Source organism: Anaerostipes rhamnosivorans (assembly GCF_005280655.1).
Taxonomy (GTDB): Bacteria; Bacillota; Clostridia; order Lachnospirales; family Lachnospiraceae; genus Anaerostipes; species Anaerostipes rhamnosivorans.
Genome location: NZ_CP040058.1, coordinates 174,725 through 201,071 on the forward strand (window position 1 = coordinate 174,725; position 26,347 = coordinate 201,071).

28 protein-coding genes and 1 pseudogene are annotated in these 26,347 nt (G+C 44.5%); 17 read left to right on the plus strand and 12 right to left on the minus strand.

Annotated features, from left to right (window positions below):
• Positions 1 to 17 precede the first annotated feature (17 nt).
• Positions 18 to 1,922: a sensor domain-containing diguanylate cyclase gene (locus AR1Y2_RS00850; RefSeq protein WP_137327259.1), complete on the plus strand. Its 1,905-nt coding sequence runs from the start codon at positions 18 to 20 to the stop codon at positions 1,920 to 1,922.
• Positions 1,923 to 1,983: 61 nt separating this feature from the next.
• Here AR1Y2_RS00850 and AR1Y2_RS00855 read toward each other — a convergent pair whose 3' ends face one another.
• The 3 genes from AR1Y2_RS00855 to AR1Y2_RS00865 all read right to left on the minus strand — a co-directional run bounded on the left by AR1Y2_RS00855 (position 1,984) and on the right by AR1Y2_RS00865 (position 4,672).
• The gene (locus AR1Y2_RS00855) at positions 1,984 to 4,077 is read right to left on the minus strand and encodes a hypothetical protein (protein ID WP_137327260.1); all 2,094 of its coding nucleotides are present in this window, start codon (positions 4,075 to 4,077) and stop codon (positions 1,984 to 1,986) included.
• Positions 4,078 to 4,213: 136 nt separating this feature from the next.
• Positions 4,214 to 4,474, minus strand: coding sequence for a spore coat protein (locus AR1Y2_RS00860; RefSeq protein WP_137327261.1), 261 nt, complete (start codon positions 4,472 to 4,474; stop codon positions 4,214 to 4,216).
• A 12-nt stretch (positions 4,475 to 4,486) separates the two neighbouring features.
• A complete protein-coding gene (locus tag AR1Y2_RS00865; protein WP_137327262.1) occupies positions 4,487 to 4,672 on the minus strand; it encodes a hypothetical protein in 186 nt (61 codons plus the stop codon).
• Positions 4,673 to 4,864: 192 nt separating this feature from the next.
• Here AR1Y2_RS00865 and AR1Y2_RS00870 point away from each other — a divergent pair, with 192 nt between their 5' ends.
• The 8 genes from AR1Y2_RS00870 (at position 4,865) to AR1Y2_RS00905 (ending at position 11,406) form a co-directional block, all read left to right on the plus strand.
• Positions 4,865 to 6,817 (plus strand): InlB B-repeat-containing protein, encoded by a 1,953-nt coding sequence (locus AR1Y2_RS00870; RefSeq protein WP_175403551.1) that lies wholly within the window; start codon positions 4,865 to 4,867, stop codon positions 6,815 to 6,817.
• Between the two features lie 27 nt (positions 6,818 to 6,844).
• Positions 6,845 to 7,384, plus strand: a complete 540-nt coding sequence (locus AR1Y2_RS00875) for a GNAT family N-acetyltransferase (protein ID WP_137327264.1) — start codon at positions 6,845 to 6,847, stop codon at positions 7,382 to 7,384.
• Between the two features lie 90 nt (positions 7,385 to 7,474).
• Positions 7,475 to 8,086 carry a recombinase family protein gene (locus AR1Y2_RS00880; RefSeq protein ID WP_137327265.1) on the plus strand — a complete coding sequence of 204 codons (612 nt, stop codon included), beginning with the start codon at positions 7,475 to 7,477 and terminating at the stop codon, positions 8,084 to 8,086.
• A 211-nt stretch (positions 8,087 to 8,297) separates the two neighbouring features.
• Positions 8,298 to 8,546, plus strand: a complete 249-nt coding sequence (locus tag AR1Y2_RS00885; protein WP_137327266.1) for a hypothetical protein — start codon at positions 8,298 to 8,300, stop codon at positions 8,544 to 8,546.
• Positions 8,547 to 8,599: 53 nt separating this feature from the next.
• Entirely contained in the window at positions 8,600 to 9,178 is a 579-nt protein-coding gene (locus AR1Y2_RS00890; protein WP_137327267.1) for a hypothetical protein, read from the plus strand.
• A gap of 104 nt (positions 9,179 to 9,282) precedes the next feature.
• Positions 9,283 to 9,630 carry an MmcQ/YjbR family DNA-binding protein gene (locus AR1Y2_RS00895; RefSeq protein ID WP_137327268.1) on the plus strand — a complete coding sequence of 116 codons (348 nt, stop codon included), beginning with the start codon at positions 9,283 to 9,285 and terminating at the stop codon, positions 9,628 to 9,630.
• A complete protein-coding gene (locus AR1Y2_RS00900) occupies positions 9,627 to 10,352 on the plus strand; it encodes a nitroreductase family protein (RefSeq protein ID WP_137327269.1) in 726 nt (241 codons plus the stop codon). The genes AR1Y2_RS00895 and AR1Y2_RS00900 overlap by 4 nt, the downstream gene beginning before the upstream one ends.
• Positions 10,353 to 10,377: 25 nt before the next feature.
• Positions 10,378 to 11,406 (plus strand): NUDIX domain-containing protein, encoded by a 1,029-nt coding sequence (locus AR1Y2_RS00905; protein WP_137327270.1) that lies wholly within the window; start codon positions 10,378 to 10,380, stop codon positions 11,404 to 11,406.
• Positions 11,407 to 11,454: 48 nt separating this feature from the next.
• On the opposite strand, the gene AR1Y2_RS00910 is transcribed toward AR1Y2_RS00905, so the two are convergent.
• The 4 genes from AR1Y2_RS00910 to AR1Y2_RS00925 are packed head-to-tail and all read right to left on the minus strand — an operon-like array spanning position 11,455 to position 14,521.
• Complete coding sequence (locus AR1Y2_RS00910; RefSeq protein WP_137327271.1) at positions 11,455 to 12,033, minus strand: TlpA family protein disulfide reductase; 579 nt, start codon at positions 12,031 to 12,033, stop codon at positions 11,455 to 11,457.
• Positions 12,034 to 12,042: 9 nt separating this feature from the next.
• The gene (locus tag AR1Y2_RS00915) at positions 12,043 to 12,714 is read right to left on the minus strand and encodes a cytochrome c biogenesis CcdA family protein (protein WP_137327272.1); all 672 of its coding nucleotides are present in this window, start codon (positions 12,712 to 12,714) and stop codon (positions 12,043 to 12,045) included.
• 8 nt (positions 12,715 to 12,722) lie between these two features.
• Positions 12,723 to 14,087, minus strand: a complete 1,365-nt coding sequence (locus tag AR1Y2_RS00920) for an FAD-dependent oxidoreductase (RefSeq protein WP_137327273.1) — start codon at positions 14,085 to 14,087, stop codon at positions 12,723 to 12,725.
• A complete protein-coding gene (locus AR1Y2_RS00925) occupies positions 14,084 to 14,521 on the minus strand; it encodes an RrF2 family transcriptional regulator (RefSeq protein ID WP_137327274.1) in 438 nt (145 codons plus the stop codon). Before AR1Y2_RS00925 ends, AR1Y2_RS00920 begins: the two co-directional genes overlap by 4 nt.
• A 168-nt stretch (positions 14,522 to 14,689) precedes the next feature.
• Between AR1Y2_RS00925 and AR1Y2_RS00930 the strand changes: the two genes are divergently transcribed.
• From AR1Y2_RS00930 to fucO, 3 genes are all read left to right on the plus strand, one after another.
• Positions 14,690 to 15,652, plus strand: coding sequence for a DUF1848 domain-containing protein (locus AR1Y2_RS00930; protein WP_137327275.1), 963 nt, complete (start codon positions 14,690 to 14,692; stop codon positions 15,650 to 15,652).
• A gap of 78 nt (positions 15,653 to 15,730) precedes the next feature.
• Positions 15,731 to 16,279: a TetR/AcrR family transcriptional regulator C-terminal domain-containing protein gene (locus tag AR1Y2_RS00935; RefSeq protein ID WP_137327276.1), complete on the plus strand. Its 549-nt coding sequence runs from the start codon at positions 15,731 to 15,733 to the stop codon at positions 16,277 to 16,279.
• A 126-nt stretch (positions 16,280 to 16,405) separates the two neighbouring features.
• The gene (fucO, locus tag AR1Y2_RS00940) at positions 16,406 to 17,554 is read left to right on the plus strand and encodes a lactaldehyde reductase (protein WP_137327277.1); all 1,149 of its coding nucleotides are present in this window, start codon (positions 16,406 to 16,408) and stop codon (positions 17,552 to 17,554) included.
• A gap of 64 nt (positions 17,555 to 17,618) precedes the next feature.
• Here the strand turns inward: fucO and AR1Y2_RS00945 are convergent, their stop codons facing one another.
• Positions 17,619 to 18,665, minus strand: coding sequence for a phosphatidylinositol-specific phospholipase C/glycerophosphodiester phosphodiesterase family protein (locus AR1Y2_RS00945; protein WP_137327278.1), 1,047 nt, complete (start codon positions 18,663 to 18,665; stop codon positions 17,619 to 17,621).
• A 384-nt stretch (positions 18,666 to 19,049) separates the two neighbouring features.
• Between AR1Y2_RS00945 and AR1Y2_RS00950 the strand changes: the two genes are divergently transcribed.
• Positions 19,050 to 20,132, plus strand: a complete 1,083-nt coding sequence (locus AR1Y2_RS00950; protein ID WP_137327279.1) for a glycerol dehydrogenase — start codon at positions 19,050 to 19,052, stop codon at positions 20,130 to 20,132.
• On the opposite strand, the gene AR1Y2_RS00955 is transcribed toward AR1Y2_RS00950, so the two are convergent.
• Positions 20,129 to 20,758, minus strand: a complete 630-nt coding sequence (locus AR1Y2_RS00955) for a TIGR01906 family membrane protein (RefSeq protein ID WP_137327280.1) — start codon at positions 20,756 to 20,758, stop codon at positions 20,129 to 20,131. The two genes, AR1Y2_RS00950 and AR1Y2_RS00955, sit on opposite strands and share 4 nt — an antisense overlap.
• Positions 20,759 to 20,803: 45 nt before the next feature.
• Between AR1Y2_RS00955 and yaaA the strand changes: the two genes are divergently transcribed.
• Positions 20,804 to 21,553 carry a peroxide stress protein YaaA gene (gene yaaA, locus AR1Y2_RS00960; protein WP_175403552.1) on the plus strand — a complete coding sequence of 250 codons (750 nt, stop codon included), beginning with the start codon at positions 20,804 to 20,806 and terminating at the stop codon, positions 21,551 to 21,553.
• Here yaaA and AR1Y2_RS00965 read toward each other — a convergent pair.
• Positions 21,550 to 22,026 carry a TspO/MBR family protein gene (locus tag AR1Y2_RS00965; RefSeq protein ID WP_137327282.1) on the minus strand — a complete coding sequence of 159 codons (477 nt, stop codon included), beginning with the start codon at positions 22,024 to 22,026 and terminating at the stop codon, positions 21,550 to 21,552. The genes yaaA and AR1Y2_RS00965 overlap by 4 nt on opposite strands.
• A gap of 94 nt (positions 22,027 to 22,120) precedes the next feature.
• Between AR1Y2_RS00965 and AR1Y2_RS00970 the strand changes: the two genes are divergently transcribed.
• Complete coding sequence (locus AR1Y2_RS00970) at positions 22,121 to 22,714, plus strand: hypothetical protein (protein WP_137327283.1); 594 nt, start codon at positions 22,121 to 22,123, stop codon at positions 22,712 to 22,714.
• 165 nt (positions 22,715 to 22,879) lie between these two features.
• On the opposite strand, the gene AR1Y2_RS00975 is transcribed toward AR1Y2_RS00970, so the two are convergent.
• Positions 22,880 to 23,455, minus strand: coding sequence for a xanthine phosphoribosyltransferase (locus AR1Y2_RS00975; protein WP_137327284.1), 576 nt, complete (start codon positions 23,453 to 23,455; stop codon positions 22,880 to 22,882).
• 166 nt (positions 23,456 to 23,621) lie between these two features.
• Between AR1Y2_RS00975 and guaA the strand changes: the two genes are divergently transcribed.
• Together guaA and tnpA are read left to right on the plus strand one after the other, a co-directional pair.
• Entirely contained in the window at positions 23,622 to 25,163 is a 1,542-nt protein-coding gene (gene guaA / locus AR1Y2_RS00980; protein ID WP_137327285.1) for a glutamine-hydrolyzing GMP synthase, read from the plus strand.
• Positions 25,164 to 25,380: 217 nt separating this feature from the next.
• Positions 25,381 to 25,898: pseudogene (gene tnpA, locus AR1Y2_RS00985) on the plus strand (IS200/IS605 family transposase).
• 146 nt (positions 25,899 to 26,044) lie between these two features.
• Here the strand turns inward: tnpA and AR1Y2_RS18360 are convergent.
• On the minus strand, positions 26,045 to 26,182 hold the full coding sequence (locus AR1Y2_RS18360; RefSeq protein ID WP_408608823.1) for a hypothetical protein: 138 nt from the start codon (positions 26,180 to 26,182) through the stop codon (positions 26,045 to 26,047).
• Positions 26,183 to 26,347 lie beyond the last annotated feature (165 nt).

A 26,347-nucleotide genomic window follows, 5' to 3' on the forward strand; every position in this document is an offset into this window, starting at 1 on the left:
GAAAGGAGGAAGCCTGCATGAAGAATACTAAGCTGCTGAAGACCAATGCCGCGGTCAGTATTATTTTGATCATCGGCTTTCTGCTTACTTCTATATTCAGCTATAAGGCCAATTATAAGGCATCTCTGGACAATATTGAACAGGTATCGGCTCTTACGTCAGAGGGTATTTATTATCAGATGAGAGCTCTCTTTGCAAAACCGGTGGATGTCTCATTGACTATGGCACACGACAGCTTATTGACAGAACATCTGTCAGAAGAGGCCTCCAGGACAGGTAGCAGCTATGAAAAAAGGACAAGAGAGTATCTGCGGGCTTATCAGGAGAAGTATCACTATGACTCTGTTTTTTTAGTCTCTGCAGCGTCAAGGCACTATTATAATTTTAACGGGCTTGATCGGACGCTTTATAAGAGTGATCCGGAAGACCAATGGTATTATGATGTGCTGGAAAGTAAACGTGAATATACCTTAAAGGTTGATAATGACCAGGTCAAAGGTGCGGATAATAAGATCACTGTTTTTATCAACTGTAAAATAAAAGACATAAGCGGAAACGTCATTGGCGTAGTTGGTGTGGGAATGAGGGTGGATTCTCTCAAAAAGATTCTTCAGAAGTATGAAAAAGAGTCCGACATGGAAGCTTATTTCATTGACGATGAAGGGATGATTCAGATCTCAACTGCATACACAGGCTATGAAAAAAAGGATTGGTTTAAAGAGTGCGGAGATGAAGTAAACAGAAAAGAGATTCTCAGCTGGAAAAAAGAGAATTCGGATCTGAACATCTGGACTGGACAGTCTACGGACGGCAGTGGAAAAAGCTTTATTTCCACCCGGTATATACCGGAACTGTCCTGGCATCTGATCATAGAACAGAAGACAGGCAGGCTGATCGATGACATGAAGCAGGAGATTTATCGATCTGTGCTTATGATCGTGCTTATCATTCTAGCCGTTTTATTTATCATTACATCGGTGATTAAGAACTTTAATAAACAGTTGACCCATTTGATGAACGAAAAACAGACACTGTTTAAAAATGTGACGGAACAGCTTTATGAAAATATCTATGAGCTGAATATCTCAAAGAACTGCCCGGCAGGAAAAAGTACCGAGCGGTATTTTGAGAGCCTGGGAGCAGGAGACATACCCTATGACCAGGGGCTTAGAGTGATCGCCGAAAAACAGATCAAAGAGGAATTTAGGGAAGGTTATGTCAATACCTTCACCCCGGAAAATGTTCTGAGAGAGTATGGAAAAGGAAATTATCATCTTCAGTATGATTTTATGATATCGGAGGACGGATCTCAGTACTATTGGATGAGGATCGATGCCTATACATTTTTATCTTCAGAAGACCGGTGTATCCATATGTTCACTTACCGAAAGAACATAGATGAGGATAAGCGCAGGGCTCTGCAGATGACAAAGATGGCGGAGACCGACGAGATGACGGGTTTTCATACAAGAAAGGCCACCGAGCGGTGCATAGAAAAGCTTCTTACGCAAAATAAAGATGCAAAGTATTCATTCTTCATTTTTGATATTGATAATTTTAAGCAGGCAAATGACCAGTATGGGCATGTTTTTGGCGATATGGCCATTAAAGAATTTACCACAGTCATACGCAGACATTTCCGTGAGAATGATATTCTGGGCCGGATTGGCGGCGATGAATTTGCGGCTTTTATCCCGGTGGAGGACATGGGATCTGTGGAGGCTAAGGCAGAAAACATAGCCGCTGACCTGGACAGAACCTTCACAGATGGAGTGTCCAGCTGGAAGATGTCAGTGAGCATCGGTATCTCCATTGCGCCTAGGGACGGTATGGACTTTGTGTCACTATACAAAAATGCGGATGCGGCTCTCTACGAGACAAAACAGAGAGGGAAAAACGGATACACAATTTACAGAGAATAAACAACAATATAAAAGGGAGTAAATCGTATTTTGATTTACTCCCTTTTGTAAACAGATCATTCTAAGAGTTACGCTTTAACAGGGATAAAGGGAAACGTTTTCTGGAGGTGCTTACTGTATTGGACCCTGTAGTTTCAGGCTTCCATCTGGCATAGAGGGTGTGGTGTTCTGTGCTTCCGTGAGGGATGATCTCGATCTGTTCACCGTTGAATGGATCATCATACCATCCAAGAAAGGAAGTGCCTGGAAGATTTCCGGGAGGATTCAAAACCAGGTCAGGAGAATCGGCTGTATATGATACTGGATTGGGGTTGCCTGCGCCCATCAGGTTTTCATAACGGATTTTATAATGCGCGGGTGCCAGAAGAATCAGTGTGCGGTCGGAGTTCAGACTGAATTCCCAGCCATGGAATCCATGGGAAGGCATACGAAATTTTTCGACGTCCGAGGGTTGCAGTCCAAAATATCCAGAGACAGAGGCACCGATGGTGACCGGGGCTTTTTGTTTGTCAGGGGCAATATACCCAGAGGCCTCCAGGTGGATGCAGGCGTTGGGGTGAAGGGCGGTCTGCAGATAGAGCAGTGAAGATTTATCTTGGAGGAAGATGCTGTCATAAAGGTTCTGTCCTCCATCAAGGACCAGAGAACTGCCATTTCCTAGATAAACACCAGTACCTTCTTTCATGGCAAGGTTCTGGGAAATCACGGTAGTACCTCTCAAGCTTACAATATTGTCAGGGCCCTTTGACAAGATACCGCCGCCATTTTCAGAGAGGGCAGTATTCTCCTCCACAATACAGTCGAATAGATTTGTATCCAAAGATCCTTTCTCCGAATGCAGGAACAATCCCCCGCCTGATTCTGCCTGGTTATGCTGAAAGATGGTGGAGGACAGCGAGAGGCTGTTGGTCTTGTCTTCAGCCTCTGAATGGAAGGACAGTCCGCCGCCGTATTTTCCAGAGGTATTCTGGGAGAGGTCAGTCTGGGACACATTCATAGAACCGGTGCCGTATGATCTCAGGAAAATACCTGCTCCGTCAGAAGCCGAACTGTTTCCGGAGATCCTGCTGTCTGTGACATGGAAGAAAAATTCACTCCTTCCGGTAAGGAAAGCAATGCCTCCTCCGCAGGAAGATGCCTGGTTACTTGTTATTACGGCGTTCATCAGTGCCAGACGGATGGGTGCGTCCACGGAGGTATTTCTGAAAAATAGTCCGCCGCCTTTTCGGCCGGAGTTGTTTTTACATACAGAACTTGTTGACAGTGTGACGGAGGCGCCTGTGTCGGATACTAGACAGAGGCCGCCTCCGTTTTCCTGTGCACTATTCTCATGAAATATGGCACCGTCTAAAATATCCAGCTGGTCCTCATCGTTGGAGGCATGAAAGAAGATACCGCCTCCGTAAGAAGCAGAATTCTTTGAAATGCGGACCTTCCCTGAAACAGTGAGGGCAGAGGCAGAGCCCTGATCTTCCCGGAATCCCGAGAAATTAATGCCTCCGCCGAAACCGAGGGCCGTGTTGTTCTCTATGGAGGCTGAGCCAGAAATGGTCAAAGTACTGCCGATTTGTTTTTTGTAGGAACGCAGATAAATCCCCGCACCGTGTGCCGCCGTGTTGTGAGCGATCAATGAACTGCCTTGGATGGAGAAATAATCTTTGGGATGTCCGGCGGCGGCCATGACAGCTCCGCCGCAGATCCTGGAAGAACAGCCGCAGATCTGCGCATTGTCTGTCATGAGAAATTCATTTGCATGGGAGCTGTTCCAGGAGAAACAGACTCCGCCGCCCTCTGTATAGGAAACATTGTCTTGAAGAACCGCACCGGATTTCAGGCGCAGTGTGCCCCCGGAGACTAAAATTAAGGGTCTGTTCGCTGGATCTTTACAAGAATGAAGCTTTTTTTGGCCGTCCAGTGTGATGTCTTGAAGGGTGAGACTGCCTCCTTCGGCCACATGAAACATAGAGGAAGGGAAGGAAGCGTCTTTATAAAGAGAGAGGGGCTTATCACCGGACAAACCGCTAAGCGTCATGGAATGGTGAATCATGATCTGGGTGGAAACAGTGAAAGCCGAGACAGCCTGGACCTGGGGTTCTTCGGAGGCCACAGCGTCAAGCAGCTCAGACTGGTTGGAGACGGGTCTCAAAATTATCACCTGCTTTTTCTTATTAATGTTATATTCAGTATATGCAGAGATAGGCCGAATGGGGACAGAGCCTGGAATGTTATCTAAAGAAAAAAAAGATGTCCAAAAATTTATTTCTTGGACACCTCTTTTTTTGATCAATTAATTAAAACATTTTATCCTGAGGGAACAGGGATTTCACGTGTTCAACTTCTTCCTTTGTAGCAGGTGCTGCTGGAACATAATAGTGATGGTCCCTTGCGATTTGATAAAGATCTTCCTGGGACATCTCACACTGATTTCTCATCTGTTTTAATGTCTGTTTTAATTCTGGGTTTTCTGACTGTGCGATCATTTCTCCGTAGCGTGTTAATTCGCCGTTTACGCTTGCGAGGGTATCCGCTACCATTGTTTTTTCATCTAACATTTTGTCTCCTCCTTACTTTAAGAACTGCATTAATTTTTGTTTGCTGTCCAGTGCTGACTGAGCGGAATCCTTAAAATATTTTTTTACGGAAGGATCCGTTGCTGCTTCGGCATAAGCCTGCATTTTGCAATGTGTAGTATCAAAGCCGCCGATTAAGTGCCTGAGATTTTGTAAATCTAACATAGATAAATTTGCCATTGTAATGCCTCCTTTAATATTTGTTACTTCTTTAGTATCCCAAACAATGATGATCATATTCTAATTACAAACAGCTGTATAAATTTGATTGATTTTGTAATAAAATAAAAGTAAACAGGTAGGTATATTTTTTGATTTTAAAGAACTTGTCGGGGGACAATATGTCGCGTTTTTGCGGGAATGGGGATTTGTATGAATAAAAGAATAATGCAGGGATTGACCTGGGTACTGTTGTCAGCAGCGCTGTTGGTTTCACCACTTTTTTCAAAACAGGTGCTGGGTTCTGAAAATAGGGATTTAGAGGTATGTCCGGCATCAGACACAGACCGAGACCGAGGAAAGATTTATGTTGACGGGGTTCAAGGAAATGATGATAATGACGGAGAGGCTGAGACAAGTGCCTGCCGTACAATGGAGAGGGCATTGGATAGGGCAGAGACAATCCCGAAGGACAGTGTCGATATCCTAGTAAAAGGTACAGTCTCTGTGCCGGGAGACTTAACAATTGGTTCAAAAAGGATTTATATAAAGGGAAATGGAAACGGCGGGCTGGCGTTTTCAAAATCATTAATTCTTACATCTCATACGGTGTTTCAGGATATCTGCCTGGACTTTGAAGAAAGTGTTTCGCTAGAACCTATAAAGATCAAAGATACATATGCCGCATTTTTAAATAACGTTAAAATAAAAGGAAAACCAGACATTCTCTATGAGGGCGCTGATATTCTTCAGATTGCAGACGGCTCCTTTGGAAGTGTAAAAGACTCCGGACAGAAAGGGAAGCTGGAGTTAAACGGTGGCACGATCGGTACGGCTGACGGATGGGATTTGTGCTCAGTTTCATCTGATGCCGGCCATACAGTAACCGTGGGTCAGGGAATCTGGAATATCCAGACGCTAAATCTCATATCCATATGCCGGGATTTTGTGGTCAATGGGAATATCCAGGCAGGGAAGATAACAAGGACCGGTACGGACGTGTCATTGAGCCTTTTAAGCGGAAAAAAGATCATGGCGGACAGCTTTGATCCAGGGATACTGCTTGAGATCCGGCAGGATAAAGGAAAAACCAAGACCGGGGAGTATCTGGTATGTAAAAGAATTGATTCCATTCATGCGAAAACGGAAAAAGGATATTATTTTATCATACAGGATAATGGGAGCTGTTTTTCCGCCGTGCTGCGGGCAGGACTGGATTCACTAAAAGTAAATCCCGCCTCTGTTTCATTATATCCGGGGGAAAAGACTTCTCTAAAGGCAGTATTTATGCCGGTGGCTGCACAGGATATTTATGCTGTGGACTGGACATCGTCCAATGCAGAGGTTGCAAGTGTGGACGCATATGGGAATGTCACTGCCCGAAAGCCAGGGCAGGCTGATCTGACAGTCAAAGCTTTGAGTGACGGGTCAAAACAAGCTTCCTGCCGAATCACCGTTCTTCAGAGACACTATCAAATATTCTATGTCCTAAACGGAGGAACGAACAGCAAAAATAATCCCGCTTCGTTTACAAAGGCTGGGTTTTCTCTTAAAAAACCTTATAGAAGGGGATATGAATTTAGGGGCTGGTATGCAGACAAGAGGTTTAGGATTCCTCTGCGTTCCATAGAGATGAAGAAGAATTATACTGCTTACGCAAAGTGGAGCAAAATAAAAGTTTCAAGGCCTGCCATTACTTCCTTAAGAAATCCGGTTTCAGGGAAGTTAACAGTGAATTACTCAAGGCTTAGCCATATTTCAGGATATGAGATTGTCTGCTCCAGAGGGCGTGACTTTTCATCCAAAGACAAAACAGTGAGGACCAAAGCCGCTGCCAAGACATTGACAGGACTTCAGTCTAACAAAGGCTATTATGTAAAAGTCAGGGGTTACAGATATGACTCCATGGGAAGCAGGGTCTATGGGTCATACAGCCCTGCACGGATAGGGAATTCCATTCATTATCATTTAAAAAGGGGCAAAAACTCAGCCGGTAACTTGATCCGTTACTTTAAAACGAAAGTGACACTCAAAAATCCGGTAAGAAAAGGATACAGGTTCAAAGGCTGGTTCACAAATAAAAAATGTACCAGGCGGATCCGCGTTATTCCAAAGAATAGGCAGAAGAACTATCATCTCTACGCAAAGTGGAGAAAAAGACATTAAGATCAGGTTGAAACAGGAGGTTTAAAATTGGAACATCAATATAAGTGGGAAAGAACGGGCAGCAGAGATTTTTCTAAAGTCTATAGGTTAATGACGGAGGCATTTCCTCCAAGCGAGATAAGAAATGAGACAGGCCAGAGAAGTCTGCTGGGACATCCAGGATATCAGCTTTACACTGCAAAAAAGGAAGAGGAGGTGCACGGTCTTTTGGCTGTGTGGGTATTTGAGACCTTTGATTTTATCGAACATTTTGCGGTGGACTCTTCTTTGAGGGGAAACGGCCTGGGAGGCAGACTGTTGAAAGATTATTTACAGTCTGTGGGGAAAACGGTATTTCTTGAAGTAGAAGCGCCGGTAACAGAGCTTGCAAAGCGGAGGATCGGATTTTATGAAAGGTCCGGGTTCTATCTCAACGATTTTGATTATATACAGCCGGATCTGCAGAAGGGCCACGAGCCTCTGCTGCTGAAGAATATGACATATCCCTCCAAGTCTTCTCCGGAAGATTTTGAGTATATGAAACAGCATATTTTTGATACGGTATACAAGTCATATCTCAACACTTGATTTTATCATAACTCATAAAATCAAGCCTTCCGTGTGATACTTTATAGGAGTGGATTTATAATCTTAGAAATCACAGGAGGGAATGAAACTATGGAACCAAGAAAACAGCGTATTTTTGGCTATGTCAGGGTGTCTGCCAGAGACCAGAATATTGATCGGCAGATGGTCGTCATGGAAAAGCTGAAGATACCCAAAAACAATCTGTTCATTGATAAGCTTTCTGGCAAAGACTTTAACCGGCCTAATTACAAGCGGATGGTTAAAAGGATGAGAGCCGGTGATGTTCTGTATATCAAATCCATTGACCGTCTGGGCAGGGATTACACAGAGATCATTGAACAGTGGAGGATTATAACTAAAAAGAAAAAAGCAGATATTGTTGTTGTGGATTTTCCGTTACTGGACACTAGAAAAAAGGATAAAGACCTGACCGGAACGTTTATCGCGGATCTGGTCCTGCAGATTCTTTCTTATGTGGCCCAGACAGAACGGGAAAACATCAAACAAAGGCAAAGAGAAGGCATTACGGCGGCAAAAGCAAAGGGTGTGCGCTTTGGACGTCCTGCCAAAGATGTGCCAGAAGATTTCTTAGAAATTTACGAAAAATGGAAAAAGAAAAAAATCAGTCTTCGAGAGGCGGCAAGAAGGCTTGAGGTAGATCATAATACCTTTAAAAAATGGGCATCCCAGATTACGGTCTGACACCTGTACTAGTATCTGTGCCTGGTGAAAAACGTAGACTTTTTTCCACGGCGAATAAATTACATAACAATCTATAAAAAAGCCCAGAATTCCGAGGAATTCCGCTTTTGCAACAAATTATAGCATATGTTTGGAAAAAAGTCTGCTTTAATCACCAGGCGTACTTTTTGTACAATAATATATGTGAGCAGAGGATGGGAGGATATAAAGTATGGCAGAACAGCAACTGTTAGATTTTTTAGCAGAAAAAAGTGGATGTGCATATCTTTCGGAACTCCGGGATGGGACAAAAAACAGAGAGATCAGCCGGATTCTGGACAAAGTAGACGCAGATAAGTTCAGTATGAAGGACTGGAAGGATGCCATAGAGTATTTTACAGATGCAAAATTAAACATACAGGATCAAAAAAGTGCAAAAGTATTTCTGAAGAAGCACTTCTCAGGAAAATACAGTAAATAATTTCACAATTTTATATTTTTGCATAATATAAAAGAAAAAGGAATCGTATTAGCATGAGCTTTTGTGAAAATATATGGGATCCTGATCAGGAAGAAAGCATAAAGATCCAGGGCGGCACGATAGAACATATCATGCGGGCCGGGACTGTGGATTATGTGAAAACAGTGTGCTTTCTTCCACAAAGTAAGAAGAAACAGTCCGTTGTCATATTGATCGCAGATGACCATACATTAATTCAATGCAATGACGGGAAAAGAATCACTTCCAGGGATCTGAGGGAAGGTATGAGAATTGACGCATGGATCTCTGTGTCGATGACAAGAAGTATCCCGCCTCAGACCAGAGCCTATAGGATTATTGTAAAGAGCAGCCCCTGTGGAATAGCGGTCACTGACGGAAGAGTGGCTGCGGTTGATCTACACAATAATTTTCTATATACAGGAGTACCAGGAAAGCCTGAGAGTCAGATCCGTTTTGTGGTCACAGAAGACACTGCGCTCCTAGACCGCTGGGGCAGCAGGATCCGGCTGCGGGACTTAAGGCAGGGCGACCGGGTGCGCGTAGAGCATGCTGATTTTATGACTGCCAGTATCCCTCCTCAGACAAACGCATTTATGATCCAGAGATATTAAAAACTTACCAAACAGACAGCAGACCGCTGTCTGTTTCCTCTTTTTCTGGGCAAAAACCAGAGATCAGTGTTATAATAAAAAGACTACGGAAAGGAGACCGGGGTATGCGGACAAGAAAAGAAGTGATTGAATTTTGCAAGTCCCTGAAGCAGGTTTACGAGGACTATCCGTTTCATGACAGCAACTGGACGCTGATGCGGCATGAGGCAAATAAAAAGACATTTGCTTTTATCTTTGAACGGGAAGGGCATATTTGGGTCAATATAAAGTGTGATCCGGAGTGGATCTTGGTATGGAGAGAGACTTACGATTCTATTGTGCCGGCCTATCATATGAATAAAAAGTATTGGAATTCCATCATCCTTGACGGTTCCGTACCGGACGAAGATATAAAACGGATGATTGGGGAGAGCTATGATTTGATCAGAGCGAACATAAGGAGGCAGAAATGAATACAAGAGAAGCGATAAACCAGAGATGTTCTAGAAGAACCTATCTTCCGGAATACCTAAGGGAAAAAGACGCCAAGCCCTTGTTTCAGATGATTCGGGAGATCAACACGGAACAGGGACTTCATTTGCAGCTCATCACAGATGAGGGCAACATATCAAAAATAAAAATGAGCTATGGCATGTTCAAAAATGTTCATGGTTTTATTGCGATGGCTGGGAAAAAGGATGATCCGGACCTGAAGGAGAAACTGGGCTATTTTGGTGAGAAGCTGGTGCTGCTGGCTACGGCTGCCGGTCTTGGGACGTGCTGGGTCGGAGGTACATACAAAAAGGAGAGCTGTGTATGCAGTCTGGAGCGGGATGAGAGCCTGGAGGCGGTCATCACCATAGGATATGTGGAAACAGATAAAAGGACCAAAGAAAAGATGATCTCATCCTTTGTTAAGAAAAAGGGAAAAAAAGCAGAACAGATGCTTAAAGCGGATGAGAAGGTACCAGACTGGATCATGAAGGGAATGGAGGCTGTGGTAAAGGCGCCTTCCGCTATGAATAGACAGCCCGTAGAATTTCTTTGGCAGGATGGGAAGCTGAGAGCCTGCGTGGAAGTAAATAATGGTTTTGAGGAGATCGATATGGGTATCGCCAAGCTTCATTTTGAGCTGGGAACAGGAAAAGCAGGTTACTGGGAATTAGGAAACGGAGCGGAATTCCGTTGTATCTAAGTATTTAAAACAGGATGGATGAAAGATGAGCCAGATTAAATTTTCAACACTATGTTATATAGAACAGGATGATCAATATCTGATGCTGCACCGGACAGTGAAAAAGCATGATGTGAACAAAGACAAGTGGATCGGTGTAGGCGGACATTTTGAATATGGGGAGAGCCCTGAGGACTGTCTGTTAAGAGAAGTGAGGGAAGAAACGGGACTTAAGCTTACCTCCTTTCAATTCAGGGGGATTCTTACCTTTCTTTGCGATGACTGGCCTATGGAATATATCAGTCTGTTTACGGCCGATGGATTTGAAGGGGATATGATCTCTTGCAATGAAGGTATTTTAGAATGGGTGGATAAGAAGGAGATTATGAACCTGAACTTATGGGAAGGTGACAAGATCTTTTTTCATTTGCTGGCCGAGAAGGAACCCTTCTTTTCCCTGAAGCTCGTGTATGAAGGGGACCGGCTGAAGCAGGCATGTTTAAACGGCAAAGATATGGAGCTTTTTGACATCCTCACCTCAGACGGGGAAAGAACCGGAGTGGTCAAGGAGAGGTCCATTGTGCACAGGAGCGGGGATCTGCATGGGACTTCCCATATCTGGCTGGTGCGTCGGAAAAAGGACGGCCTTGATGTCCTGCTCCAGAAGCGCAGCGCCCAAAAAGATGCATTTCCGGGATACTATGATGTGTCCTCTGCCGGTCATATGGCTGCGGGAGATGATTATCTGGACACTGCGGTGCGGGAACTTTACGAGGAGTTGGGAGTGACGGCAGAGCCTGAAGAACTTAAACTCATAGGAATGAGGGATTCCGTGGTTAAGGATGTTTTTCATGGAAGGCCATTTCACAACCATGAGCTGAGTGCAATTTATGTATATGAGACGGAACTTGCAGAAGGAGAATTCCGTCTGCAGAAAGAGGAAGTGGAGTCTGTACGCTGGATTGATTTCCTGGATTTTCAGGAGCAGGTGTTGAAAAAAGAGATCAAACACTGTATTTTCCTGGATGAGATCAAGCTGCTGGGAGAAGCCATGGGCTGTAAGGTAATTATTTAGAATAGGGAAAGGAGAGAAACTGACAACGGGCAGCTTCTCTCCTTTTTATTATTCCTTAATCAGTTTTTTAATCTCTGATTCCAAAGTACTTTCCTCCATGGCACCTCTTGCCCCGGAGACGATCTCTCCGTCCCGGTTGACAAAATAAGTTGTGGGCAGGGACTCGGCCTGATAGTTATAGGCGGCTTCCTGTTCGGTATCATAGTAAACAGGGAAGGTATATCCCTGGTTTTTGATAAAGGAGGAAGCTTTTTTCTTGGTTTCCCTTGCGCCGTCTGTCATGTTTACCATAAAAAAATCAACTTTGTCAGAATATTTCTTATACATGGCCTCAAAGCCCGGCATCTCTTGTTTGCACGGAGGACACCAGCTGGCCCAGAAGTTTAAGACAATGGGTTTCTTGCCAGTCAGAGAAAAAAAGCTGACGGATTTTCCCTTGGCATTTTCGGCAGTGAAATCTGGCGCTGTGACAGCCTCTTGTTTTTCGGTATCTTCATCGGAAGAAGTCTCCTCAGTTGATACATTTGCCGTATATTTTTTGCTGAGGTTCTGGTAAAGGATAAAAGCTCCGGCTAAAAGTAGGATAAGTATGACGATGATCCCGATCAGTTTTGTTCTTTGTTTCATAGATTCCTCCTAAAATGTCAAGATTGATAAAAAGCGGTCCATCATTCCAAACATCATCATGAAGCCCACGATAATAAGCAGAATACCGGATATTTTTGTAATAATGCCGTAGTGTGCTTTGATCCACCCGAAGGCGGTCATGAGACGCTCAATGATAACGGCGCTGATGATGAACGGGATACCGAGGCCCATAGAGTAGACGAACAGCATAAGGATGCCCTTGGCCGCGGAACCCTGCTGGGATGCCATCATCAGGGCGGAACCCAGGAATGCACCTACACACGGTGTCCATCCGATGGAAAACACAATGCCGAATAAAAACGATGAGGCAAGAGAATGTTTTTTCACTTCCATCTGGCTGCGTTTTGTCTTGTTTAACAAGCCTATGTTAAAAACTCCAATAAAATTCAGCCCAAAAACAATCACGACCAGCCCAGTAACAATGTTTACAATGGTTTTATGCGAGGTCAGCAGACTTCCAAGAGTGCCTGCGAAGGCACCCAGAAGGATGAATACGAGGGTAAACCCGGCTACAAATGTTATGGCATTGGAAAGAGCCCTGTGTCTCGGCCGGTCTGTGGCCTCACCTGCGAAATACGAGATGTAGATGGGGAGCATCGGCAGAAGACACGGTGAAATGAAGGTTACGATTCCTTCTAAAAATGAAATCAAATACTGCATAAATTCTCCTAGATATTAAATAAGTCGTTGAATGCCTCACTCATGGTCGGATGCGTATAAATGGTATCTCTCAGTACAGTGTACGAAAGATGGGCATCCATGGCGAGCTTGATCAGGTTAATCATTTCATGAGATTCGGCGCAGAAAAGATGTGCGCCCAGAATCTGGTTGGTTTTGGCATCGATCACAGCTTTCAGAAGCCCAGTTGTCTGTCCGAGCACATTGGCTTTCGGGATTGCGGCTGCAGGGAGTTTTGTAATTTTGATCTCATAACCCTGCTGTACAGCTTCTGTCTCACTCAAGCCTACTCTGGAAAATGGTGGATCTAAAAAGACGCTGTACGGCACGGCACCCCGGTTATTAATGGTGCGTTCTTTGTCGCCAAGGATCTGTGATTTTACGATACGAAAATCATCCAATGATATATAAGTAAACTGAAGACCACCCACTACATCTCCCATGGCATAGATGCCTGGAGCTGTTGTCTGTAGGAATTCATCTGTTTTAACTGCATTTCTTGGAGTCAGTTCAACGCCTGCGGCGTCCAGATTCAGGCCTTTTACATTGGGACGGCGGCCTGTGGCGATTAAAACAGCATCCGCTGAGATTTCCTTTGGACCGTCCGGTGTTTCCACAGATACAACGGCCTTTTGGTCGCTGTCGTGAACTGAATTGATCTTAGTAGAAAGCAGAAGTTTTACACCGCGCTCTTTTAGGCTTGCAGCGACAGCGTCTGCAATATCCCGGTCTTCTCTCGGAAGAAACACACCGCCGTCCTGGATGACCGTCACTTCAGAACCGAAATTCCGGTAAATGGATGCAAACTCCATGCCAATATACCCGCCTCCGATGATGACCAGCTGTCTTGGCAGCTCATCCAGGGAGAGCATAGTCTCGCTGATGTAAACATGGCTGCTGTCAGACAGGCCTTCGATCGGCGGAATAAAGGGACTTGCCCCGGTGTTAATAAAGATCTGTTCTGCCTCCAGTTCTATCGTCTCATCCTGCAGGACTACTTTTACATGGCGGCTGTCCACAAAGGATGCCTCACCGTTATAGACATCTGCATTTTCAAGGTCAGCGACCTTATGGTAATTTTTATTCCTGAGTGCATCCGTAAGTTTTGTTTTCTTTGCCACGGCTTCTTTATAAAGCTTTGCCTTTTCTTCAAAGGAAGAATCAAGTTTGGCAGAAAAAGCTGCACTTGTTACAAAAGACTTAGAAGGGATACAGCCCACGTTGATGCAGGTTCCTCCGTACATTTTGTTATCCTTCTCAATGAGTGCTGTTTTCTTTCCGCTGGCCGCCAATGTTCCTGCCAATGTCTTTCCGCCTTTTCCAAAACCAATGATCACTGCGTCATATTTTTTCATACTTTATTCTCCTTTACTGTGGATGGGCCAAAAATCTTCTGATCAATGGTCTCGATGGTTACCTGTTTTAAATAGTCCCTGCACAGATCATCTAGTTTTCCGTAAATGTCATCCATGATGCCTGCCATGCCGGAAGCTACCAGGCAGGGCAGGTTGCTGTCGCCGCTGCGCCATGAGGATGAAACAAACTGTACATCCAGAGCACTGCTGATGTCTTTCAAAGTTACTTTGGATGGATCCAGGTCAAATAAATATCCTCCCACCACGCCTTCTTTGGTAGAAATGAGTCCGTTCTTTTTCAGCTTTCCCATGATCTTGCGCACTCTGGCCGGATTCGTACAGATATTGGCCGCCAGCTTGTCGCTGGATACGCTCTCTCTTTTATGGTTTAAAAAAACCAGTGCATGGACTGCTATTGTAAATTCGCTATTCATATGTTGATCCCCCTCTGTCCGTCAAATATGTATTTATTTGAGTTACAGTTTATATTGTAATCATAACAGTTACAGTTAGGGGTGTCAATAGAAATTCTAATTTTTTCATTAATGTGTCAGGTTCTTGTCCAGACCGTGATATACTATGCCTAAAAGGAGGTGGCTTCCATGATTCTCAGTGTAAGCAGGCGTACAGATATCCCTGCATTTTACGGGGAGTGGTTTTTAAACCGGCTGAAGGAAGGATTTGTGCTTGTGAGAAATCCAGTAAACCCAAAACAGGTGAGCCGGATCGCATTGAACAGGGAGACCGTGGACTGTATTGTTTTTTGGACTAAGAATCCTAGAAATTTTATGGAGCACTTGAAAGAATTAAAGGATTACCCATTTTATTTTCAGTTTACTCTAAACGGATACGGCGTGGAAATGGAACCGGGGATCCCGGATAAGACGAAATGGATGATTCCTTTGTTTCAAGAACTCTCCCGGCAGATTGGAAAAGATCGAAACATTTGGCGCTACGATCCGGTCTTGATTAGTGAGCAGTATTCTTTAGAATGGCATATCCATAAATTTGAAGAGATGGCGGCGGCTCTGGAAGGGTATACGGACCGGGTCGTCATAAGTTTTCTTGATCTTTACCGGAAGATTCAAAAGAAGCTTGCGCATATGGGGGTAAGAACTCTAACGGAAGAAGAGATTGTTTCTTTCGCTGAGGCATCAGGAAAGGCGGCTCGAAAACACGGTATGGAGATCGTCACCTGCGCGGAAAAGTATACCCAAAGGTACAACCTTTCCCGCTTTGGAATCCGTCCCGGTTCCTGTGTGGACTACAGGCTTGTGGAAAAGGTCATAGGAATGGACATTTCTGTGGATAAAGATAAAAACCAGAGACCGGAGTGTGGATGTGCTGCCAGTATTGATATTGGGGCCTATGACACCTGCCCCAACGGATGTGTCTATTGTTATGCCAACAAAAGTGAAATGGACGTAAAGCAGAAAATGGATAAATACAGTCCCTGGGCATCTCTGCTTTGCAGTGAGCTGGATGCATACGACAGAGTAAATGACCGAAAGACGGAAAGCTGTGTGCAAGCCCAGTTAAGCTTATTTTCATCCAGGCATTTGTGATATTGAAGGCAAGGGTTTCTGGCAGGGCAGCTGCCATGTTATAATAAAAGAAACGAAAAGGAACAGAGGTGAATTCAGATGGATGCTTCCGAGAGGACAAAATATAAACTGGCAGAAGCCGTCAAAGATCTGATGGCAGAGACAGCTGTGGACCGGATCACGGTAAAACAGATTGTGGAGCGGTGCGGCCTTACGAGACAGACATTTTACAGGAATTTTAAAGACAAATATGATTTGGTGAACTGGTATTTTGACAAGCTGGCCATTGTGTCGTTCAAGCAGATGGGAGTGAGCCTGACTCTGAAGGAAGGGCTGATCAAAAAGTTTGAGTTCATCAAGGGAGAGCGGCATTTCTTTACTGCGGCCTTCAAGTCAGAGGACCACAATTCACTGCTTCAGCACGACTATGAATTTATCTATCGGTTTTATACAGACATTATAAAAAAGAAGATACAAAAGGAAATCTCTCCAGACATCCGGTTTCTTCTTGAGATGTACTGCCGCGGTTCCATTTATATGACAGTCCAGTGGGTCACCCAGGGAATGAAACGGAGCACCGGGGAGATGGCAGACCTTCTGATTCGAGCTCTGCCGCCGGAGCTAGCCAAGCTGTTAAAGGACCTTTAGGTTACACTTTTTTGAGACTGTCACATTTTTGACACTCTGCGGAATCTGTCACTTGTCCGGCAGCCTCGTGGAAGCTAAACTGGCATTAAAGAGACAAATGACCAGTGGTATGTTAAGGAGGTTGCTATGGCAAAGCGTATCGTATTAAATGAAACATCTTATCATGGAAAGGGCGCGATCAATGAGATTGCGGCAGAAGTGGGGGCCAGAGGGTTCCAGAAAGCTTTTATCTGTTCTGACCCGGACCTTGTAAAGTTCGGTGTGACAAAGAAGGTGACTGATGTACTTGATCAGGCAGGGTACGGCTATGAGGTCTATTCCAATATCAAGCCGAATCCAACGATCGAAAATGTACAGACCGGGGTTGAGGCTTTTAAGGCATCCGGAGCAGATTATCTGATCGCCATCGGCGGTGGTTCATCTATGGATACCTCCAAGGCCATTGGAATCATCATTGCTAATCCGGAGTTTGAAGATGTCAGAAGCCTCGAAGGTGTGGCTCCTACAAAGAATCCTTCGGTGCCGATCATCGCTGTCCCCACGACTGCGGGAACTGCAGCAGAGGTCACCATCAACTATGTGATCACCGACGTAGAAAAGAAGAGAAAGTTCGTCTGCGTAGATACACATGATATTCCGGTTATCGCTGTGATCGATCCGGACATGATGTCCTCCATGCCGAAGGGGCTGACAGCAGCCACAGGAATGGATGCCCTGACTCATGCCATAGAGGGATACACTACAAAAGATGCCTGGGAAATGACTGATATGTTCCACCTAAAAGCGATTGAGCTGATCGCAAAGCACCTGAGAGGCGCAGTGGAAAATACAGACGAGGGACGTGAGGGAATGGCCCTTGGACAGTACGTGGCAGGTATGGGATTTTCCAACGTAGGACTTGGCATTGTACACTCAATGGCCCATTCTCTTGGAGCAGTCTATGACACCCCCCACGGTGTTGCCAATGCGATCCTTCTCCCGGCTGTCATGGAATACAATGCAGACGCCACGGGAGATAAATATATGTACATCGCCAAAGCCATGGGAGTGGAAGGCACAGAAGAGATGAACCAGGAAGAATACAGAAAAGCTGCTGTAGACGCAGTGAGACAGCTTTCTGTGGACGTTGGAATACCGCAGGATCTGAAAGAGATTGTAAAGGAAGAGGACATCCAGTTTCTCTCAGAATCCGCGGCGGCAGATGCATGTGCGCCGGGAAATCCAAAAGACGCAAGCTTAGAAGATATTATTGGAATTTATAAATCCCTGTTATAGAAAAGGGATGGAATATAGCGGTAACAAAAAATACGGGACGTCATCATGGGACTGTCCCGTATTTTTAGTGTTTGTTAAAGAACCGATTGAGAAATTCCTGCTTTTTCAGGTTTAGTGAGCACAGGTCTACTTCTGTATTCGTCAAAAAATCGGTATAGACACCATAGACTCCAAGCTTCATATATTCCCTGGTTTCATAGACACTGTTGACTGTGTGGGTAAATGAATAAATGCCGGCTTTATTTAATAATTCCATCCTAAAATCATTGACACTGCTGGAAGGAACGGTGACGGCTTCAATTCCGTTAGCTTTACAGAACCGTATCATTTTGCTGAACGCTACATCCGTCTGCTTGTAAGTGGTATATACAACGTGGCGGAAGGCATGAACCTGTTGAATGGCATGATACATGGGCTGATTGTAGATCTGTACGATGACCCGGTCAAGAAGATATTCCTTCTTCATATCTCTAGCAGTCCGTACGATAACGGAAAAGTCATCTTTTGCAGCGGCAGCATCGCTGTCTTTTGTATCGGTCATTATGTAAGTGTCAGGATATTGGTCCATCAGTTCAAAAAGTTCTTTTAATGACACTGAGGTATATTTTCCGTACAGCTTAATCTTTTTAAATTGAGAATAAGATACAGGACTGCCGCCTTTGCTTTTCGGATCACTTAAATCTTTCCCCCAGTAATGTCTGGCGACCATGACATGATCAGTGGTCTGCATCAGATCCACTTCAAATACCTTAAAGCCCTTCTGATAGGAGTTTAAAAAAGCATCCTTGGAATTGGTATATTCCTTTCCATCAATCTCGCCCAGTGCATGTGCGATGGCACGGTGCTCATACCATTGTTTGGTGTTCTCTGTTTTTTCTTCAGATGTAGTTTCTTTGTTGGCCTGTTCCGCTTTTTCTGCTGCTTTCTGTGTCTTGTTTTTATAATCTTTGTAAATGAAGACACAGGAGAAAATGATGATCCCCAAAACCGCAAGCATGGACAGACGAAGGGCCATATTTTGTGCTGCCGCACGTAAATGGCGGGGCTGATGTTTTGCCTTTTTAACGGCTCTTTTGACAGATTCTGTTTTTAGTTTTTTACGGCTTAGCATATCATTTTTCCTTCGTAAAGAGATTGTAATGTATTTGTAATAATTATGTTAAATAATAATATAACATAAAAGTAACAGAAAAGCATCAGCCCTGTCTATAATTATTTTATGCTGGAAAAGTAATTTCTGGCGATTCTCTGACAAAGTTTTAACATTCAACGGTGGATTTCCGAAAGAACTTCATGGTATACCCAAAAGGGCATCCCGTATTCCATACCCTGCGGGTGGACGCGCTGCGCGCGATAAGGTATACCCACAGGGCACACCGTATTTTATACCCTGCGGGTGGACGTGCTACGCACGATAAGGTATAGTAAAGATACTGATGCTAGTTAACCTTTCAAACGATTCATAGGAATCAAAGTATCCAAGGAGGAAATCACTATGGCAAGTATTATCGCAAGCCCAAGCCGTTATATCCAGGGAAAAGGGGAGATCAAGAACCTGTGTACATATGCGGAAAACTACGGAAGCAACCTTTTTGTACTGACAAGCCCATCCGGAAGAAAAAGGGTGGAACCTTCCATCACAGAAGGACAGAAAGATGCCAAGATCACTTATGAAGCATTTAACGGAGAGTGCTGCATGACAGAGATCAACCGTGTCATGGATATGTGCAAGAAGGCAGGAAGCGAAGTCATCGTGGGAATCGGCGGCGGAAAGATCCACGATACTGCAAAGGCAGTGGGTTATTACATGAAGAAGCCAGTGATCATCGTGCCGACCATTGCATCTACCGACGCTCCGTGCAGCGCACTGTCTGTGATCTATTCTGACGAAGGTGTATTTGAGAAATATCTGTTCCTTCCTGCAAGTCCGAATATGGTGCTGGTAGACACCGACATCGTCAGCAAAGCACCGGAACGCCTGTTGGTAGCAGGAATGGGAGACGCTTTGGCAACGTATTTTGAGGCGAGAGCATGTAAACAGTCCGACGCATCCAACTGTGTAGGAGGAAAGATCACACGTGCGGCAATGGCTCTGGCAGAGCTTTGTTATGAAACCCTGATCGATGAGGGGATTGACGCGAAACTTGCTGTCCGTGAGAATATCTGTACAAAAGCAGTGGAACATATCATTGAGGCAAACACCTATCTTTCCGGTATTGGATTTGAGAGCGGGGGCCTGGCAGGGGCACATGCCATCCACAACGGTCTGACCGCGATCCCGGAAACCCATGAGTTATACCATGGAGAAAAGGTAGCCTTCGGAACTCTGGTACAGTTGGTCCTGGAAGGGGCAGATCAGGATGAGATTCAGGAAGTCCTTGGTTTCTGTCAGGAGGCAGAACTTCCGACGACCCTTGCAGATCTGGGAATCAAAGAAGTAAAAGAAGATCAGATCATGGAAGTGGCACGCCTTGCATGTTCTCCGGATGACACTCTCGGCAACATGCCGTTTGAGGTGACACCGGAGGATGTATATGCAGCCATCATTGCAGCAGACGCACTGGGAAGATATTATTAAAAATTCTGTTTATTGCACAGATGCCTTCCTGTAAGGAAGCACGCGGCACATAACAGGATCAATACTGCGGCCATCAGCAGGGCGCAGTGAAGAAAGAAGGCATCCGGCAGGATGGTGATGACAGGGTCAAAAGCCTCATCAAAGATCCAATAGTCGTTGGAAAAGGCAAGCTCGTGAAATGCCACGAAAGCCCTGTCCCATCCGGCCGCCCAGATCAGGACTCCGAAAATAAGAGGGAGCAGGGCGGCTATAACGGATGCTTTCTTTAAAAAACGAAAATCCTTTTTTTCCCGCTTCCATAAAAGACCTACAAGGATTATGATAAAAGAAACCAAACAGGCGTATTGGAGGCCGGAAAAGATACGTTTGACATCCTGAAAGTGGATCTTTCCTTCCTTTGACATAGGAAGAGAGGGAAACTTCAGGTCTTTTTTATAAAATACAGAATTATAATCAATCAACCGGTCATAATTTTCTCTGATCCGTTGTTCAGAGAACCCTGATTCCCGACTGATGTGCAGCAGATTTATGTCAGAATAGTAAAGAGGCCGGAAGTTCAGCGTAAATATAACCGAAAAAGTGATCAGGAAGATTGATAGAGAAACCGTAAGAATAAACTGTTTCATGATGCACCGCCTTTCATGAAACCCATTATAACACAAGGAAGTACTATGATAGCAATTATTTCACCTGCAAAAAATATGAAAGTCAGAAAAGAGAAACGAAGGAATCTGACAGATCCTGTCTTTTTTGAAAAGACAAAGCAGATTTATGAAGAATTGAAAAAACTAAAGCCCTGGGAGATCGAATCCTTGATGAAGGTAAATGAAAAGATCGCCCTGCAGGCTTTTTTAGATATACAGGATTTTAAAACTGGGGACGGCAGCGCAGCTCTGATGACCTACGACGGCCTGGTATTCCAGAATGTGGGGGCAGGAGATTTTACCGGATGGGATATGAAATATGCACAGAAGCATGTAAGGGTCTTAAGCGGGATGTACGGAGTGCTGAGGCCAACGGATGCCATCCATCCGTACCGTCTGGAAATGGGATGTAAGGTAAAGGTAGAAGGGAAAAATCTGTACCAGTTCTGGGGAGATGAGATCTACAAGGAGCTTTACAGGAAACAGGATGTGATTCTCAATCTGGCTTCAGAAGAGTACGCAAAAACTGTGAGAAAGCATTTGGAAGGACCTGATCATTTTGTAGATGTAGAATTCCTCACCATGAGAGGCGGAAAACTTCGGACCATCGTGGCGTGGGCCAAGATGGCCAGAGGACAGATGGTCCGCCATATTGTAAAGAACAGGATTGACCGGCCGGAAGATATCAAAGATTTTGACTGGGATGGATATGAATATGAACCGTCCCTGTCTTCGGAATCTAAGTATGTATTTATCCGGCGGGATTTAAAGTGTTAATTGACGATCAGGAATCCAAGGTTTAACAGAGCCGCAAACATACACCAGACGAGATACGGGATCAGAAGAAAAGCAGCTTTTTTGCTGTATTTCCGGTATACATAAAACATCAGTGCGTTAAGCAGGTTCAAGGCCAGGATCCACACAAAGGAGAAAAAGACCAGCCCGTATTCAAAGAAAATGATCGGCCAGAAAAACAGAAAGAAGGATACGGCAAGGAACAGCTTGAGCCCCTGCTTTTTTTCCTGCTCCGTTATGTCTGACACCAGCAGGGTATAAAGGCTTAATCCCAGCAGAATATCGAGAATGAGCCATACGACAGAAAAGATCCATGGGGCCGGGACGAAGGGAGGTTTATTCAGCTGACGGAAGACCTCATCCATCCGGGGTGTCAAAAGTCTTGATAGCAGGCTTACCAGAATCGGGAATACAATGCAGAGTTTTAACAGCTGCTTTTTTGTTAATTGTTTCATAACACACACCTGGGGCTTTTTACATAGTCTATGCAGCAAGGGTTGTATATCTTGACAAAAAAAGTTATTATAGTGGGAAAAGGAGAGATGCAAGATGGAATTAAAGTGTCCGAAGATATATAAAGACGGAAAATATTTGGCTTACGGCGGCGACCAGGAATGGTTTCCAGGCACTTTCCAGCGCCGGGCAGGATGCGGCAGCGTCACCGGCACCAATATAGCCGTCTGTGAGGGACTATTCTCCGGGAAGATCAAGGATCCCGAATCTATATCCTACGAATCATATCTTGAACTTATGGAAGGCATGTACAGTTATATGACACCCGGCTTTATGGGGTATCCTCTGATCGGAAAGTTCAAAAAGGATTTTCTGAGCTTTGCTTCCCACAAGGGCAGGGAGCTTTGCGCCAAAAGCATGTTTTTACCCAGAGACAGACAGGACTGCCTTAAGTTTATCAAAGACGGGCTCTATCACGGCCATCCCGTCGCACTGTTGATCTGGAGGCACTCCAGAAGGGAATTCAGGGAAGATAACTGGCACTGGGTGACAATCACAGGGTACGATGAGGAACAGGAAACATTGATCTGGTCCAACTGTGGGGAGAGAGAAGAGATCCCTGTAAAGGTTCTGCTGGATGACTCAGCCAGATACTATATTGGCCTGGTCCGGTTTGAAGAAAAAAACTAGGGAGTTCCGATTTTTACAATTCATTCAAAAATAAAGAGAGTAAGCTGTTATCCATCAGCAAGAAACAGAGACGAGAGATGGGAACAAAGGCGTTCACGGGAGATTATGATATCATTAATCCGGCGGACGCCTTTTCTTTTTGATAAGAGTGGTATGTATGTAACCTTATTGTTCTCTGAAAGTGATCTCCCCGTCCTTTGGATCTTCCACGATTGCAAGAGATTCCAGATGCACACCCTTATCGCGGATGATCTTACCGCCGTCTTGGAAGCCTTTTTCAATGACGATTCCGCAGCCTACCAGGTTGGCTCCGGATCCATTGACAAGATCAATCAGTCCATTCAGGGCCTGTCCATTGGCCAGGAAATCATCAATGATCAAAATATTGTCATCCGGGGACAAGAACTTCTTTTCAACAAAAATATCAAATTCCATGCCCTTTGTATAAGAAATTACCTTAGAGGTCAGCAGATCTCCATCCAGGTTTTTTGACATAGATTTTTTGGCAAATACCACCGGGATATTGTCAAAATACTGTGCGGCGATGGTGGCGATGCCGATGCCGGAAGCCTCGATGGTTAAAATCCGTGTGATATTTTTAGGAAATAATCTCCTGAACTCTTTTCCAATTTCCTGCAGCAGCCCGATGTCCATCTGGTGGTTTAAGAAACTGTCAACCTTGAGGATTCCCCCAGCTTTTAACACGCCATCATTTAAGATGCGTTCCTCTAATAATTTCATAAATTTCTCCATTCCATTCGACTTTTTTATCATTCTAGCACCAAAAGCTGTCAAAATCAATGAGATCAGGGAAGAATTGAGTTGTAAAAAAAACATGTCTACCTTATAATATATAAGAATATAGGTTATTTTATAAATTCATATAGAAATATTAGGAGGAACGCCCGTGAACCACGAGAAATTTCTTGTCCTTGATTTCGGGGGACAGTATAATCAGTTAATTGCAAGGAGAGTCAGGGAATGCAGCGTATACTGCGAGATCAAACCTTACACAGCCTCTCTTGAAGAAATAAAAGAATATAATCCAAAAGGAATCATTTTTACCGGAGGACCAAACAGTGTTTACGGAGAAGATTCCGCTACCTATGAAAAAGCGATTTTTGAGCTGGGTATCCCGATCCTTGGTATCTGCTACGGCTCCCAGCTGATGGCTCACGTGCTGGGAGGAAAAGTTGAGACAGCGCCGGTCAGCGAATACGGCCACACAGAGGTAGATTTAGATAACACATCAAAATTATTTGACGGTGTAGGTGAAAAGACGGTCTGCTGGATGAGCCATACAGACTACATTGCGGAGGCACCGGAAGGCTTCAAGGTCACGGCATTCACCCCGGTATGTCCTGTAGCTGCCATGGAAAATGAAGACAAGAAGTTTTATGCGACCCAGTTCCATCCAGAAGTTATGCACACGGAACAGGGAAAAGAAATGATCTACAATTTCTTATATAAGGTATGTGGCTGCAAAGGGGATTGGAACATGGATTCTTTTGTAGAAGATATGATCCAGTCCATCCGCGAAAAAGTCGGAGACGGAAAGGTTCTCTGTGCATTGTCAGGCGGTGTGGATTCGTCAGTGGCAGCAGTCATGCTTGCAAAAGCAGTTGGAAAACAGCTGACCTGCGTATTCGTTGATCATGGTCTTCTCCGCAAAAACGAAGGAGATGAGGTAGAAGCTGTCTTCGGCCCGGACGGACCATACGACTTAAACTTTATCCGTGTTAATGTCCAGGATAGGTTCTATGAAAAGCTGGCTGGTGTGGAAGAACCAGAGCAGAAACGTAAGATCATCGGAGAAGAGTTTATCCGTGTTTTTGAAGAAGAAGCAAAGAAAATCGGAACTGTGGACTTCTTAGTTCAGGGAACCATTTATCCGGATGTGGTAGAGAGCGGTGTAGGCAAATCTGCCACCATCAAATCCCATCATAACGTGGGAGGACTTCCTGACTATGTAGATTTTAAGGAGATCATTGAACCTCTCCGGGATCTGTTCAAGGATGAGGTGAGACAGGCCGGAAGAGAACTTGGCATTCCTGAATACCTTGTCATGAGACAGCCATTCCCGGGACCTGGGCTTGGTATCCGTATCATCGGAGAAGTGACTGCGGAAAAGGTTAAAATTGTACAGGAAGCAGATGCAATCTACAGAGAAGAGATTGCGAAGGCTGGAGTGGATAAAGGCCTGGGACAGTATTTCGCAGCACTGACAAATATGAGATCAGTGGGGGTTATGGGAGACGGAAGAACCTATGACTATGCGATTGCCTTGAGAGCAGTGAATACGTCAGACTTTATGACAGCCGATGCGGCACAGCTTCCTTGGGAAGTGCTGGCTAAGGTGACGACACGGATTGTGAATGAAGTGGATCATGTTAACCGGGTGATGTATGACTGTACGGGGAAACCACCGGCTACGATTGAGTTTGAGTAGTAGACAGGGAGCCGGGAAGCCGCTTAGAATAGTGTTCCATCCTTCAGGAGGATAATTAAAAGTAATAAGTTTTTCTGCCACCAGCCAGTTTACTGGTTGGTGGTATTTTTGTTGACTTTAGTCTATTGAGCAGGCAACGAAGTGTCTGCGAAATAAAAAACCACCTGCTATGCAGGTGAGTCGAGGGATTGCTTAAGCTTCAAGCAAAACTCCTACTATGATAAGATTTAAGAAGGTTCGCCAACCAAAAAATAAGATCATAGGAGGGATTCAATTGGACAATAATAGACTATCACATACAACGTGGAATTGTAAATATCATGTAGTCTTTGCACCAAAGTATTGGAGAAAGATAATCTATGGACAGATCAAGGAGGATATGGCAAACATACTGAGCATGTTATGCAAACGAAAGGAGATCGAGATCATAGAAGCGGAATGATGCAGGGACCGTGTCCATATGCTGATCAAGATACCACCCAAATACAGTTTGTCACAGATCATGGGATACCTGAAAGAGAAAAGTTCGCTCATGATACTTGACCGGCATACAAATCTGAAATACAAGTATGGGAATCGACAATTCTGGTGTAGAGGATATTACGTAGATACAGCAGGGAAAAATGCTAAAAAGATAGAGGAATATATAAAGAAGCAGTTGCAAGAGGACATTGAATACGACCAAATGATCCTGAAGAATACATCGACCTGTTTACGGGTGAGCCAGTAAAGTAGAAGGAAGAGAGGCCCGTTAACGGGCAACCGGAGAACGAAGTGTGGTTGGCGGACCGGGTTGGAGCATCTTTAGAAGCAAGACAAGTAACGTTACCTTATAGGGAAAATACTACCGGCTGAGCCGGTAGTATTGATTATGTAGTCTTTCACTCTAGTTTATGAAACGCTATTGGTCTCATCACATTCAGGTTTCTCTGTTGCCGTTGGTTTTTATAGTAATGTATGTGCATCGTAATCCCCCGCATCATATTGTCTTTGTTAGTAAAACAGCGACCATAATACATTTCTTTTTAAAAAATTATCACTAATTCTCGATCGCTCCGTTGTCTATACAGTGCGTCACCCCCTTGACATGTTCTGACTTAGTCTTCACTTGATGGAGCATTGTATCTTCTGGTTCTAGTAGATGCGCAGTCCCTGCTTGACGTTTATGTAAATCCTATGATATA